General features: G+C 38.4%; 13 protein-coding genes. 2 read left to right on the top strand and 11 right to left on the bottom strand.

The features are described from left to right. Positions 1 to 331 precede the first annotated feature (331 nt). Genes lptB through EXE10_RS18885 form a run of 5 tightly spaced genes read right to left on the bottom strand, consistent with a single transcriptional unit; the run spans position 332 to position 3,730 of the window. On the bottom strand, positions 332 to 1,075 hold the full coding sequence (gene lptB, locus EXE10_RS18905; RefSeq protein ID WP_087551984.1) for an LPS export ABC transporter ATP-binding protein: 744 nt from the start codon (positions 1,073 to 1,075) through the stop codon (positions 332 to 334). Continuing rightward, a complete protein-coding gene (gene lptA / locus EXE10_RS18900) occupies positions 1,075 to 1,641 on the bottom strand; it encodes a lipopolysaccharide transport periplasmic protein LptA (protein WP_130114424.1) in 567 nt (188 codons plus the stop codon). Before lptA ends, lptB begins: the two co-directional genes overlap by 1 nt. Further along, on the bottom strand, positions 1,628 to 2,173 hold the full coding sequence (gene lptC, locus EXE10_RS18895) for an LPS export ABC transporter periplasmic protein LptC (RefSeq protein WP_087551983.1): 546 nt from the start codon (positions 2,171 to 2,173) through the stop codon (positions 1,628 to 1,630). Before lptC ends, lptA begins: the two co-directional genes overlap by 14 nt. Positions 2,174 to 2,209: 36 nt before the next feature. Further along, a complete protein-coding gene (locus tag EXE10_RS18890) occupies positions 2,210 to 2,749 on the bottom strand; it encodes a KdsC family phosphatase (protein WP_130114423.1) in 540 nt (179 codons plus the stop codon). 3 nt (positions 2,750 to 2,752) lie between these two features. Further along, positions 2,753 to 3,730, bottom strand: a complete 978-nt coding sequence (locus tag EXE10_RS18885; RefSeq protein WP_130114425.1) for a KpsF/GutQ family sugar-phosphate isomerase — start codon at positions 3,728 to 3,730, stop codon at positions 2,753 to 2,755. Between the two features lie 365 nt (positions 3,731 to 4,095). On the opposite strand from EXE10_RS18885, the gene cysS reads away from it, so the two are divergent. Next, complete coding sequence (gene cysS / locus EXE10_RS18880; protein WP_130114422.1) at positions 4,096 to 5,517, top strand: cysteine--tRNA ligase; 1,422 nt, start codon at positions 4,096 to 4,098, stop codon at positions 5,515 to 5,517. A gap of 81 nt (positions 5,518 to 5,598) precedes the next feature. Here the strand turns inward: cysS and EXE10_RS18875 are convergent, their stop codons facing one another. The 3 genes from EXE10_RS18875 to EXE10_RS18865 form a co-directional block, all read right to left on the bottom strand. Beyond that, positions 5,599 to 7,098 carry a succinate CoA transferase gene (locus tag EXE10_RS18875; RefSeq protein ID WP_130114421.1) on the bottom strand — a complete coding sequence of 500 codons (1,500 nt, stop codon included), beginning with the start codon at positions 7,096 to 7,098 and terminating at the stop codon, positions 5,599 to 5,601. Between the two features lie 136 nt (positions 7,099 to 7,234). Continuing rightward, positions 7,235 to 8,410 carry a thiolase family protein gene (locus EXE10_RS18870; protein ID WP_130114420.1) on the bottom strand — a complete coding sequence of 392 codons (1,176 nt, stop codon included), beginning with the start codon at positions 8,408 to 8,410 and terminating at the stop codon, positions 7,235 to 7,237. Positions 8,411 to 8,752: 342 nt separating this feature from the next. Beyond that, positions 8,753 to 10,534: an acyl-CoA dehydrogenase C-terminal domain-containing protein gene (locus EXE10_RS18865; RefSeq protein WP_130114419.1), complete on the bottom strand. Its 1,782-nt coding sequence runs from the start codon at positions 10,532 to 10,534 to the stop codon at positions 8,753 to 8,755. Between the two features lie 608 nt (positions 10,535 to 11,142). Here EXE10_RS18865 and EXE10_RS18860 point away from each other — a divergent pair. Further along, on the top strand, positions 11,143 to 11,763 hold the full coding sequence (locus tag EXE10_RS18860; RefSeq protein ID WP_068976057.1) for a TetR/AcrR family transcriptional regulator: 621 nt from the start codon (positions 11,143 to 11,145) through the stop codon (positions 11,761 to 11,763). Between the two features lie 18 nt (positions 11,764 to 11,781). On the opposite strand, the gene EXE10_RS18855 is transcribed toward EXE10_RS18860, so the two are convergent. The 3 genes from EXE10_RS18855 to EXE10_RS18845 form a co-directional block, all read right to left on the bottom strand. Then, positions 11,782 to 12,120 (bottom strand): hypothetical protein, encoded by a 339-nt coding sequence (locus EXE10_RS18855; protein ID WP_130114418.1) that lies wholly within the window; start codon positions 12,118 to 12,120, stop codon positions 11,782 to 11,784. Between the two features lie 26 nt (positions 12,121 to 12,146). Beyond that, a complete protein-coding gene (locus EXE10_RS18850) occupies positions 12,147 to 13,091 on the bottom strand; it encodes a LysR substrate-binding domain-containing protein (protein WP_068976059.1) in 945 nt (314 codons plus the stop codon). 198 nt (positions 13,092 to 13,289) lie between these two features. Then, entirely contained in the window at positions 13,290 to 14,117 is an 828-nt protein-coding gene (locus EXE10_RS18845) for an SDR family oxidoreductase (RefSeq protein WP_130114417.1), read from the bottom strand. Positions 14,118 to 14,284: the final 167 nt, after the last annotated feature.

Genomic DNA, 14,284 nt, shown 5'->3' with positions numbered 1-14,284 from the left:
TTATTTAAATAATAAAATATGATTATTATTAATATTTTGAATTTATAAATATTATCTAAACAAACTGAGTCTTTAGACAATGACAGATTAAGCCAAACCTCCACTCTGTCTAATTTTTAATCTGCATAAAAAACCATCTAGAACTTATGGGTATTATCTAAACTAAAAAATCACAATTGTTTATTTTTAAAGCAAATGTGTATCTAAATAATAAACCCCATGAATACGACATCATCAGTTATGCTCATACCTTAATTCTTCTCTATAAACAAAAAATCAAATAAAAAAGGCGAAGCATTTGCTTCACCTTTTTCTATTCAACCAAATCCACTTATACAGTGAAATCATCACCCAAATACACTTCTCGTACTGTTTCATTGGCTAAGACTTCTTCAGGTGTTCCTTCTGCAATGACAGCACCTTCACTAACAATATATGCGTGTTCACAAATTGCAAGAGTTTCACGTACATTATGGTCTGTAATGAGAACACCGATACCACGCCCTTTGAGCTGACGAATAATATCCTTAATATCTCCGACAGAGATCGGATCAACCCCTGCAAAGGGTTCATCCAAAAGCATAAATTTCGGATCAGCTGCCAAAGCTCGTGCAATTTCAGCACGACGTCGCTCACCACCAGAAACACTCATGCCTAAAGAGTCTTTAATATGCGAGATTTTAAAATCTTCCAAAAGCTCTTTAAGACGTTGTTGACGTTGTTGTTTATCTAGGTCTTTACGTGTTTCAAGAATTGCCATGATATTTTCAGCAATGGTCAACTTTCTAAAAATTGAGGCTTCTTGTGGTAAATAACCAATCCCTTTCCGCGCACGCTGGTGCATCGCCAAGTCTGAAATATCTTCATCATCTAAATGAATTTCACCCTTATCCATGCGAACCAAACCGACCACCATATAAAAGCTGGTGGTTTTACCCGCACCATTTGGCCCAAGTAGTCCTACAATCTGCCCACTTTGCATTGTAAAAGAAACATCTTTCACCACCCAGCGCTTACTATACACTTTAGCTAGGTGTTTGATACACAATGTCTGTACTTGATTCTCAGCTTGCATTAATCACGCACCCCAGGGAATGACTTGGTACTGTTTGGCGGAATAATGATTTGCACACGACCTTTTGGTGATCCTGTTTCATTTGAACTACCAGAAGCCTCAATATCACCTTTATTCATGCTATATCGTAAAGTATTACTACGAATACTCGCGCCATTTTGATAAAGATAAGCATTACCCACCAAGTTCAAAATACCTGTTTCAGCATTGTAAATAATTTTCTGCGCTTCACCACGGGCAATACCTTTCGCAGTATCCACTTGTTGCTGAAATTTCGCAGGTGAACCCGTTGCCGTAATCGTACTAATCTGTTTATTTTTATTAAGTTGAGCAACAATTGAAGCCGCTTGTAACTTCATTGTCCCTTGTTCAATAATCACATTACCAGAATACGTCGTTACACCAGTACGTTCATTATACGTTGCTTTATCTGCAACCAATGAAATCGGTTGGTTACGGTCTGATGGTAGCGCAAATGACGCCACTGAAAAACACATCAAACCAACAGTACAAATTGCTTTTTTTAGGAAAGAGTTTTGAATCGAAAATGGCTTAATTAGGTACATACTTTCCTCGAATATGTGCAAACTCATATTGACCTTGATTTAAATCCGCTTTTAAACCTTGGCTGATAAACTCTGCATCTGGTGCATTAACAGTCACTTGGTGATTTGTTTCAAACAAACGTTGCTTAGGATAACCCGTCAACTCATCTGTGAGAAATACCATCGTTCCGCCATCACCAATTTTAGTCGCTTTAACATCACCTGTTAAAATAACCTTTTCATTATCATTAAAGCCTCTTGCTTCTTTTGCAAAAAAAGTTGAATCAACTTGATTGTTTTGAAACATAGATGCATTTAAATTACTCAGTTGCGAAGTTTTTCTTTGTAAATCCTGTTCCAAATGATCAACATGCGCTCGCACATGCAAGTTACCTTTTTCATCAGTTTGAACTAATTGGATACCTTCAGCAGAATATTTCATGCTTTGAGATGAATCTACATCCAACTTTTTGCCGCTTCCGCTGTAATAGTAATAGCCACCACCGATTGCCGCAATGGCAACAGCTGTGACATATAAAACCTTAGTGTCCATAAATTACATTCAACATTTGATCATTTGAATAAGCTATTAATGCGGTATAGCTGTATATTTTTCAAGTAGTTCTTGGTAAGTGCCTTTTGCCATCAGTAACATATCGCAAACTTCACGTACTGCACCACGCCCACCCATTGCTTGAGTGACTAAATCTGCACGTTTACGTACTTCTACATGTCCATTCGGTACTGTTACTTTCATCCCAGCAATTGCAAATGCAGAAAGATCAGGCCAGTCATCACCCATATACAAACAATCTTCTGGGTCTAAACCAAATTGCGCACATGCTTCACGTAACGCAACACCTTTATCTTCACGACCTTGAAAAACTAAATCGACACCTAAGTCAGCCATACGTTTTTCAACAATATTGCTTTTACGACCTGTGATGATGATGACTTTGATGCCAGATTTTTGCACCAACTTCATGCCTAAACCATCACGAATATCGAATGATTTAATTTCATCACCGGTATTGGTCAAAGTTACAAAACCATCACTTAAAATACCATCTACATCTAAAACCAATGCTTCAATATGACGCGCTTGTTCCAGTAAAACATAAGAAGCCATTGATTAATTTACTCCAGCTTGAATCAGGTCATGCATACTAATGACACCAATCACTTTATTAGCATCATCTACAACAATAAATTGGTTAATTTTTTTGTCATTCATTTTCTCTAAAGCCTCAACTGCACGTGCTTCTTTAGAAATAGTTGAAGGATTTTTTACCATCACTTGCGACACAGCTTGATTGACATCAAAACCTTGTTGTTTATCAATCAAACGACGTAAATCACCGTCGGTAAAAATACCCAATAATGTGTCATTTTCGTCCACAATCGTGGTTAAACCTAAGCGTTTATTTGAAATTTCGTACAATACTTTATTCATCGGTGTATCAGGATGTACTTTTGGCAAATCATTTCCTGTATGCATCAAATGTTTTACATGCAACAACAATCGTTTACCCAAAGCACCAGCAGGATGTGACATTGCAAAATCGTCAGCAGTAAAACCACGTGCATCTAGTAATGCTACAGCCAATGCATCACCCAACGCTAAAGTCGCAGTTGTACTCGATGTTGGCGCTAATCCCAAAGGACATGCTTCTTTGATATTTCCGAGTGTCAATGCAACATCTGCATTCTGTGGCATTGGACCTTTATCATCACCACTAATGGTAATTAAAGGTACTTCTAAATGTTTAATCAGTGGCATCAGCATCATAATTTCATCACTCTTTCCAGAGTTTGAAATTGCGATTAGTACATCACCTTTAACCAACATCCCCAAGTCACCATGCCCTGCTTCACCAGGATGCATAAAGAATGATGGTGTACCTGTTGAGGCAAAAGTTGCTGCCATTTTGCGTCCGATATGTCCCGACTTGCCCATACCTGTAATTACAAGGCGACCTTTGCACTGCAAAATGATTTGGCATGCATGATCAAAACGCTCGTCAATCTGGGTTGCGAGAATTTCTAAAGCTTGTTCTTCAATGCGCAAGGTTTCCAAAGCTACTTTTTGGAAATCAACTTGGTTCGGCATATTTTCAGGATTCAAAATGGGCTAACCTTAACTCTAAGCAGAGTTTTGAATATCGAATGGAATATTCTTCATATTTTAGCATAGCAATACAATAGACTGCTTTGTTAAATGTTTAAGTTTTCACGAATTGTACAGAATTTCTATCTTGATGAAGAAATTACAAATTAGATCTAGTCCTGTGAATTTCAAAAACAATACCTGCTTGGCTTCAAAAATTAAAAGCGATGAATACCTTTGTTACAGAAATCAAATACGTTTGAAATATAAAACATTCGAAAACCCATCTTTATTTTGATTTTAACTTTATGAATAAAAATGCTTAGGTTAAGATAAACCACCCTTATATAGAAGCACTTAGAAGACCTATGCAACCATTCGTTCTTTATAATTCAGAACAACGTAAAAAAGTTGAATTTGTTCCACGTAAAGAAGGACATATCGACATGTATGTGTGTGGTATGACAGTCTATGACTACTGTCATATTGGACATGCACGTACAGTGGTTGCATTTGACTACATCAACCGTTTCCTTCGTAGTCAAGGTTGGAAAGTTAAATACGTTCGCAATATCACAGATATAGACGACAAAATCATTAAACGTGCCAATGAAAATGGTGAAACCATTTCTCAACTGACTGAGCGCTTCATCGACGCAATGAATGAGGATTTCGCAAAATTAGGTTGTATCCCACCGGATGAAGCACCTCGCGCGACTGATTATATTGATCAAATGCAAAGCATGATTGGCGATTTGGTGAATAAAGGCACGGCGTATCCATCTGAAAATGGTGATGTCTATTTTGAAGTTGAAAAATTTGCAAAATATGGTCGTCTTTCAGGTCGTAAACTTGAAGATATGCAAGCGGGTGCATCGGAACGTGTCGATGTAGAAGTTGAGAAAAAACATCCATTTGACTTCGTACTGTGGAAACATGCCAAAGAAAATGAACCTGCTTGGGCTTCACCTTGGGGCAATGGTCGTCCAGGTTGGCATATTGAATGTTCTGCGATGTCGACATGCTGCTTAGGTAATCATTTCGATATTCATGGCGGTGGTGCAGACTTAACATTTCCACATCATGAAAATGAAATTGCGCAATCGGAAGCTTCGACTGGCGAACAATATGTAAATTATTGGATGCATGCAGGCTTCATCAATGTTGATGGTGAAAAAATGTCTAAATCTTTAGGCAATTTCTTTACTATTCGCGATGTGATTGAGAAATTCCATCCTGAAGTAGTGCGCTATTTTATTGTTTCTTCACACTATCGTAGCCCAGTGAATTACTCGGATGTTGCATTAAAAGAAGCGAAGAATACCCTTTCTCGTTTTTATAATTCTTTTAAAACCTATCAACAAGCCTATGGTGAAAAAACCGTTGAAACTTTAGATAGCGATTTGATTGAACGTTTTAACAATGCAATGTGTGATGATTTCAATACACCTGAAGCCATTGCTGTGTTATTTGAAGTGAATAAAGAACTCAATCGTGCGGTTAAAGAAGAAAATGCTGAGCAATCTGCAATTTATTATTCTACTTTGCGCCACATGACCAATATTTTAGGTTTAGTACAACATGATGTTGAAGACTTCTTAAAATCTGATATTGGACAAGAAGCTTTAGGCTTAACTGAAGAACAAATTGCGGATTTGATCCAACAACGTGTTGATGCGAAAAAAGGCAAAGACTTCGCCAAAGCCGATGAAATTCGTCAGTCTTTGCTTGATCAAGGTGTGGTTTTGGAAGATACCCGTCAAGGTACGATTTGGCGTCGTGCTGACTAAGTTTTGTAGAATAGAAATATTCTTCTAAACAGCAAAAACCTGATCTCATGATCAGGTTTTTTTATGCTCATTATAAAATCATTATGCTGACTTCATACTGCCCGTTTCTTCAAACTGCGCATGCCAGGCCAATGCTTCACGCAATACATGTGGCGTTTGACCACCCAATGCACATGCACGATTGAAATAGCTCAACAAATCAGCCTTATAACTTGGATGTGCACATTTCTCTATAATTTTCAAAGCACGCTCACGTGGCGCAAGACCACGCAAATCCGCCAAGCCCTGCTCTGTGACTAAAACATCAATATCATGTTCAGCGTGATCACAATGGCTCACCATCGGTACAACCGAAGAAATTGCACCACCTTTGGCAATGGATTTGGTCACGAAAATGGCTAAATGTGCATGACGAGTAAAGTCACCTGAACCACCGATTCCATTCATCATTTTGGTACCCGTCACATGGGTTGAATTGACATTGCCATAAATATCAAACTCAAGTGCCGTGTTAATGGCAATGATGCCTAAACGACGAATAATTTCAGGATTATTCGACAACTCCTGCGGACGCATGACGATTTTGTCTTTGTATTGCTCAAAATTATTCATTACACGTTTGGCACAATCATCCGACAAGGTCATTGAACTGCCCGAAGCAAACTTCATTTTTCCTGAATCAATCAACTGGAATGTACAGTCCTGTAGAACCTCAGAATACATTTCTAGATCATGAAAATCAGAATGCTCAAAACCTGCAAAAACAGCATTGGCAATCGAGCCTACACCAGACTGTAGTGGTCCTAAATTCTCAGGTAAACGTCCCACAGCCACTTCATTTTCAAAGAAGTGAACCAAATGTTTGGCAATCGCAAGAGTTTCATCATCTGCCTCATCCATTTTAAATGAAGTGTCAGGCAAATCATTGATCACAATCGCTGAGATTTTGCTAGGATCGACATTGATACCGATAGTTCCGATTCGATCACCCGCTTGAGTCAGTGGAATTGGACCACGATTTGGACGTGCTTTGGGCACATAAATATCATGCACACCTTCAAGTACAGGGCTGATGGTATTGTCGATTTCAACGATCACATGATCAGCCATTTCAACAAAGTTTGCAGAGTTGCCACATGAACCTGTCGGAATAATTTGTCCATCTTCGGTAATTGCAGTCGCAGCGATCACCGCGACATTAATTTTAGGGAGGTTTTTATGGCGAATATTATCGGCAAGTTCTGACAAATGCTGATCGATATACATTACCTCACCATTGTTAATGGCTTTGCGTAATGTCGGATCGGCTTGATAAGGATAACGACGCTCCAAAGCATGCGCATCACTCAAACGACCATCAATGCGATTCCCCAGACTCGCACCTGTCGCCAAAGTAATTTTCATCGGATGATTCTGCGCATGATCCGCCAAAGCCAGCGGAACAGTTTTCGCTTCCCCTGCACCACCAAAACCACTCATCCCCACGACATCACCGTCTCGAATGAGTTCAATTGCCTTTTCTACAGACATGACTTTCTCGTGCAAAGCTGCACAGCGAATACGCTCTAAACCGTTAATCATTTAAAAAATCTCAAAATATAGCTAAAAACAGCAAAAAATAAAAATACAGCATGCAACAATCCAACACCCTTGCGCACAAGGATGTTGGTCAATCTTGAGTAATCAAATTTTAAAAATTAAGCAAGGGATTGAAAAATTAAACCAGTTCAATCGCAATCGCAGTTGCTTCACCACCACCGATACACAATGATGCAATGCCTTTTTTACCGCCTGTGCGTTTTAAAGCATGAATCAAAGTCACGATGATACGAGAGCCAGAAGAACCAAGTGGATGACCAAGCGCACATGCACCACCATTGATATTGACTTTTTCACGGTCTAAATTAAAACCATCTATTGCGAGCATCGCCACCATAGCAAAGGCTTCGTTCACTTCCCAAAGATCAACATCTTCAACAGCCCAACCTGTTTGCTTCAACACTTTGTCAATCGCGCCTACAGGGGCAATGGTAAACTCAGATGGATGCTGTGAATTGGTTGCGTATGCCACAACTTTTGCAAGTGGTTTTAAGCCACGCTCTGCTGCGATTTGTTCTGAAGTCACAATAAGTGCTGATGCACCATCTGAAATAGAACTGGCATTGGCAGCTGTGATTGTGCCGTCTTTTTTAAATGCAGGACGTAGAGTTGGAATTTTGTCTGCTTTGGCATTTAAAGGCTGTTCATCCTGCTCAACAACCACATCACCTTTACGAGATGACACAGTGACAGGTACGATCTCTGCTTTGAAATAACCATTATTGACTGCTTCAACGGCTTTATTTAAAGAGCTGATGGCATAAGCATCCTGCTGTTCACGGGTATAGCCTTTTTTATCTGCCATTTCCTGAGCAAGAATGCCCATCGACAAACCTGTTTCAGCATCTTCCAGACCTTCCTGAAACATGTGATCTGTGACTTTGCCATGTCCCATGCGGTAGCCTGCACGGGCTTTATCGAGTAAATACGGCGCATTGGACATTGACTCCATACCACCTGCGACCACGATACTTGCAGAACCTGCTTTGATTGCATCGGCTGCCTGCATGACTGCTTTCATGCCTGAACCACAGATTTTATTGATCGTGGTTGCACCTGTTGTATCAGGCAAACCCGCCTGACGCATTGCCTGACGTGCAGGACCTTGCTTTAAACCCGCAGGAAGTACACAACCAAAAATTACTTCATCAATATCTGTCGGCTGTAAACCTGCACGAGCAACTGCTTGTTTAATTGCCACTGCACCCAGATCAGGTGCTGTACATGCCGATAATGCACCCTGAAAACCGCCCATTGCGGTACGTACTGCTTCTACAATCACGATCATTGTTATCTACCTGTTCCATCTATTTTCAATTTTGTTGTGAATTCTGAGTCAGCGTATTGACTCAAAACTGTCCAGAAAATTCTATTTCACCCAATCTACTGATTAATAAAGCTATCTAATGTTTAACTTTATTTAAATCAATTTAAACGTGGTCGTGCTACCGCGTTAGGCGACATGGATGTCGCCGTTGGACAAGGGTGATATGGATATCCCCTTTGTCCAACAAAGGATTTTTGTAACTTTTGATCCTTCAAAAGTTAGGCATCGCCTACACAAATCAATGAAAACTTTTCAATATAAATTGAGGCAATGCAAACCATTCAACTAAGGCTTAACACGAAAAATTCATCAAGCCTGCGCAGTAAAATAATCCTCAGACAACTGCATCACCAACTCCGCACCCGCCTGAATACGCTGAACACGAGCAGCCAGATCAGGAAGCACTTTCGCTACATAATACTGCGCCAGAACCAACTTATTCTGATAGAAATTTTCAGGTTTAGACTGCGCTGCCTGCGCAATACGTGCAAACATATACATGAAGCTCAACAAGCCAACAGCATGTAAATAGTCTACTGCTACAGCATTCGAGAAATTAGGATTGGTTTCCGCTTGTGCAATAATAAACTGCGTCAATACTTCAACCTGATGACACACATCTAAAGTTGCCGCTTTAATGCTTAAAGCATCATCCATAGACGCTGCAAACTCACGGATCTCCGCAATATATTCCGCAATAAAAGTACCATTCGACTTAATGGTTTTACGACCAATCAAATCAATTGCCTGAACGCCATTTGTACCTTCGTAAATCTGTGAAATACGTAAGTCGCGGATACACTGCTCCATGCCCCATTCACGGATATAACCATGACCGCCGAAACACATTTGCGCTTCCAGTGCAGAATCCAGTGCTTTATCCGTTAAATAGGCTTTGGCAATCGGTGTCAATAACGCGACACGATCATTGGCTTTACGTACTGCTTCGGCATCATTTGAGAACTTGGTAATATCAAGCTGCTGACCAACATAGACTGCAAATGCACGGGATGCTTCATTATTGGCACGTACATTCAACAACATACGGCGCACATCACCATGTACCAAGATCGAATCCGCTGGTTTTTCAGGAGATTTCACACCAGTAGCCGAACGACCCTGCAAACGATCCGTCGCATACTGTGCTGCATTTTGATACGCATATTCTGATGCACCAATACCCTGAATACCCATCGACAAACGTTCATAGTTCATCATGATAAACATCGCAGCTAGACCTTGATTTTCCTTACCAACAAGAAAACCTTTGGCTGCATCAAAATTCATCACACAAGTTGCTGAACCTTTAATGCCCATCTTGTGTTCAATTGAGCCTGCACTCAACATATTACGCTCACCCAACGAACCATCTTCATTCACCAAGAACTTCGGTACAATGAACAGTGAAATACCACGTGAACCCGCAGGCGCATCAGGTGTTTTCGCTAAAACGAGGTGAATAATATTTTCACACAGATCATGCTCACCACTGGTAATGAAAATCTTCGTTCCCGTGATGTTATAAGAACCATCTGTATTTGGCTCAGCTTTGGTTTTGATAATACCTAGATCTGTACCTGAGTGCGGCTCAGTCAGACACATTGTTCCTGACCATTCACCTGTATAAAATTTTGGTAAATAAGTTGCCTTTTGTTCCTCTGATGCAGCTTGGTCAATCGCCATGCCTGCACCCACGGTCAAAAGTGGATACAGCATAAATGATGGATTGGTACTCCAGATCATTTCATCTGCCAATACAGTCAGCATTTTTGGCATGCCCTGACCGCCAAAATTCTCATTTGCCCCTAAACCAATCCAACCACCATCTGCAAACTGTTGAAATGCTTCTTTGAAACCTTTCGGTGTAGTCACCACACCTTGATTGAACTGCGCACCGCCTTCTTCGTCTGCCGAACGGTTTAAATCCAGAATGACATTCTTCGAAAATTTCGCCATTTCTTCCAAAATTGCGTTAGCTGTCGCCATATCCAGATGAGCTAAATTCTCAGTATTTTGCCAAAACTCATCAGCCTTAAATACATCATTAAGAATAAATTCCATGTCTTTAAGTGGCGCATTGTAAATCGGCATTTCGGCTTTCCTTGTTACTCAACTTTTCTTTTCTAGATCAACGAAAAGTGCTGTATAAATCACTCATTATTGAAATAAACACATATAAAAATTATCTATTTCAATCGCTTCTCACAAGAAACTATGTGAAAAGTCATTTATTTTTAAATTAAAATCAATTTATCTATTGGCTTTTTTGCTCTTTATTCAAAGAATAATACTGAAAAGCATTGCATATCCATCAACACTATTTATATCAATAACTTGAACAAAACCACCCAAACCAAGATTAAACACAACTTTAACCTAGAATTCATTTATTCAAAAAAATATACACATAACCTAATAATTACAAGGTAAATGTAAGATTCTCAAATTTTAAAAACTTGCAAAAAACAATAAATCAAATTCAAATAAAATGGAAATATATTTACATAAAATGATCTCACAGGTTCATTTTCATTGACAATAAAAAATCAACAGATTCATTTTTTGTAAAACGTTAAATTATTGGATAAGTATTTTTATTTTGAAACATTTTCTTATGGGTCATTGACTATAGTTTGACTGAAACAAATAAATAGCTGATATACTCTAAGCCAGTGCTTTCAATGGTTTGGAACAATAGGATGAGTTCAGTTCGCCAACAAAATTTTCTACTACGTAAAGAGAAAATTTTAGCCATGGCAGAGACATTATTACTAGATAATAATCAGGATATTACGTTAAGTGAGCTTGCCGCTGAACTTGATATTGCCAAAGGGACAATCTATAAACATTTTAAAAGCAAAAATCAGCTTTATCTTGAATTGATTATTTTGAATGAAAAAAGACTTTTAGATATTTCAAAAGCTTATCATCACGACATCAAAATCTATGTATCACAATACATGCTCTACAACATGCTCAATTCGAATCGAACTATTTTATTGCATGTCATAGAAGAACGTTTAACCAATAATGAGCGTAAACTCAAAGACTTATTCGAAGAACTATATACCATCCGTGAACAACGTATTTTGGAACTTAAAGACTTATTTGGTGCGCATCTGAAATCGCTGAATAGTATTATGTCGATTCGTGATTATTTATCTTATATTTGGACGATCACTTACGGCGCATCATTACTACTCAATTCAACTCATTATCAAAAGTCGATCGGTTCACGTGAACGCTTAATTAAACTTTATGTTAATCAAGCACTCATGACACCAGACAAGTTGACTGAAGCTGAATTACAAGCGGAATAAGTTCAGATCAACAATGATTTAATATTTGTTTTGAATAATTTCAGACAACCAAAGTTCTAGATTATTTTCAACAGGATGTTGTAAACACTCGATAATTTTAATTTTGAGCTGTTGCTTTTGTAATGGTGATAGCTTTTCAAAATCAAAGTATAACTGTTTGAAAAAATGATAAATTCCATGAAATTGAAAAAAATTTGGTGAATCTAGAAGATGTAAATAAATCTGAAAAATTTCGTTTGGGAATTTTTTTAGTTCCAATACATATTCTTCAATTTCATACGCATATTGCTTACAGACTTTGCCATCTACATTTATTTCTGAATCAAGATCTTGTCTAATTTTTTGAACATTAAACATCATTCATCCGAATTAACCATCAGTTATTATTCTGCTTCATGTGTATTCAATAACTGACTCGGTAAAGGCATTGAATTGACCTGACTGAAAATTTCATAACACATATGTCTTAACCATTGGTGACTGGTCTTATGATGGCAAGACATGTGCCAATACTGTTTGATTGAATAAGTTGGGAATGAAATCGGTGCAGGAAGAATCTGTAGATTGCCACGTGAAAGTAACACTTCACTCAAATAGTACGGCACTGTTGCGATCGAATCAGTGTCTTGAACCACCAATCCAACACCCAAATAACTCGGGATGCGCATCAACACATTACGTTTTAAATCTAAATTTAACAACTCATTGGCAATATGGTAATGCCCTACGCCTGCATCAATATCAATGTGAGATTCATTTAAATATTGCTCAACCGAAATACTATGATTATTTAAACGTGGATGATCTTTGGAAGCGATCACCACATAAAACTGTTCAAACAATTTTTGTTGATAAAAACCATTTTCCAACTGCGGTAAAAATCCAATCGCCAGATCAATTTCACCATTCGCCATTTGATAACTGGTTTCAGAAGTAATCGCACGGACATTGAGTTTTACATGCGGTGCATGTTCTTTTAAATATTGGGAAATTTTCGGCAATAAGACCAGATGTGAAACATCAGTCATTGCTACTGTAAACTGTTGTTGCGATGCGGTTTGATCAAAATCCACACTGAAATTATTGATAATTTCGACTTTGCTTAAAGCTTCACTGACCAGCGGATAAAGCTGTTTGGATAATTCGGTTGGCACCATTTCATTGCCAATACGTAAAAATAACGGATCGTTATAGTGTGAACGAATTTTATTGAGAATATTACTGACAGTAGGCTGACTCATCGCCAAATGATCTGCGGCGACGGAAACGCTTTTAAATTTATAGATATAGTAAAAAATACTGAGTAACTTACAATCCAACTCAAACACGAAATAACATCTCACACATTTTTTGTATTCAAGTGATTATCTTCCCCTTTTTTTGAATTTTTTCCAATGCCTAAATGCACCGATTTTAAACAAATAAACCAATATCAGATGTAATTTTTTTCAATTCAAATTCCCTCTTTCCTCATCGCTAGAGAATCGCAAAGAAAAGAGGGACTATATAATTTATTTCATTCCGAACTATTCTTTAACAAACAGATCCACCATTAACTGCTCTTCGGATTCTGCATAACGATATTCTGAAAAATCGGTTACACCTGACTCACGTAAAATCTCTTCATCAATAATCAAACGCCCTGTGATCGCACGTTTCTGACTTGTTAAAATTTCATAAGCCGCATCTGCCATGATATTCGGCTTACGTGCCTGATTAAACAATTGTTTTCCACCCAATGAAAACTCAATCGCTGCTGTCGCAATAATCGTTCTTGGCCACAATGAATTAACACTTACCCCATAATTCGAAAATTCTTGATTCATTCCGATCGTCAACATACTCATGCCATATTTGGTGATAGTGTATGGCGCATAACTCGCAAACCACTTTTCATCTAAATTCAAAGGAGGAGAAAGGCTGAGAATATGAGGATTTTCACTATTCTTTAAATATGGTAAAGCCGCTTGGCTACACACCAACACCGCACGAGTATTGATCTGATACATCAAATCAAAACGATTAGGATCAAGCAATTCCACACCCGACAGTTTAATTGCACCTGCGTTATTAATGAGAATATCTATGCCACCAAAATGCTCTGCGGCTTGCTTCATTGCAACAGCAACAGCGTCTTGATCACGTACATCCAGTTGAATCGCTAAAGCTTGTCCGCCCGCCTCTTCGACCTCTTTGGCAACGGTATAAATTGAACCACCGAGCTTGGGATGTTCTTCAGCCGACTTTGCCGCAATGACAATATTTGCACCATCTTGAGCTGCTTTTAATGCAATTTCACGTCCGATACCACGACTTGCACCCGTGATAAATAGTGTTTTTCCCTTTAATGACATACTGTCCTCTTTAATTTTTTGTTTTCACCGTCCTAATCTACTCTAACTTTGTTTTAAGCTCATAGTACAAAATGTGCCAATTTATATACTCATGAGTACATTAATTAAAAATTAAATTCATTTGCATAGAAAACAAAAACTTGCCGAAGCAAGTTTTTGTAACTTTC

The sequence above is a fragment of the Acinetobacter sp. WCHAc060033 genome, assembly GCF_004209125.1.
Lineage (GTDB): Bacteria > Pseudomonadota > Gammaproteobacteria > Pseudomonadales > Moraxellaceae > Acinetobacter > Acinetobacter wuhouensis.
Note: the sequence above shows the minus strand (reverse complement) of the source record. Positions and strands in the feature narration are given on the sequence as shown.

Bases quoted from the DNA above. Each gene is read 5' to 3' on its own strand.
- EXE10_RS18890 (WP_130114423.1), bottom strand. From the start codon at position 2,749: ATGGCTTCTTATGTTTTACTGGAACAAGCGCGTCATATTGAAGCATTG.
- lptA (WP_130114424.1), bottom strand. From the start codon at position 1,641: ATGTACCTAATTAAGCCATTTTCGATTCAAAACTCTTTCCTAAAAAAA.
- EXE10_RS18875 (WP_130114421.1), bottom strand. From the start codon at position 7,098: ATGATTAACGGTTTAGAGCGTATTCGCTGTGCAGCTTTGCACGAGAAA.
- EXE10_RS18855 (WP_130114418.1), bottom strand. From the start codon at position 12,120: ATGTTTAATGTTCAAAAAATTAGACAAGATCTTGATTCAGAAATAAAT.
- lptB (WP_087551984.1), bottom strand. From the start codon at position 1,075: ATGCAAGCTGAGAATCAAGTACAGACATTGTGTATCAAACACCTAGCT.
- EXE10_RS18865 (WP_130114419.1), bottom strand. From the start codon at position 10,534: ATGCCGATTTACAATGCGCCACTTAAAGACATGGAATTTATTCTTAAT.
- EXE10_RS18885 (WP_130114425.1), bottom strand. From the start codon at position 3,730: ATGCCGAACCAAGTTGATTTCCAAAAAGTAGCTTTGGAAACCTTGCGC.
- EXE10_RS18845 (WP_130114417.1), bottom strand. From the start codon at position 14,117: ATGTCATTAAAGGGAAAAACACTATTTATCACGGGTGCAAGTCGTGGT.
- lptC (WP_087551983.1), bottom strand. From the start codon at position 2,173: ATGGACACTAAGGTTTTATATGTCACAGCTGTTGCCATTGCGGCAATC.
- EXE10_RS18860 (WP_068976057.1), top strand. From the start codon at position 11,143: ATGAGTTCAGTTCGCCAACAAAATTTTCTACTACGTAAAGAGAAAATT.
- cysS (WP_130114422.1), top strand. From the start codon at position 4,096: ATGCAACCATTCGTTCTTTATAATTCAGAACAACGTAAAAAAGTTGAA.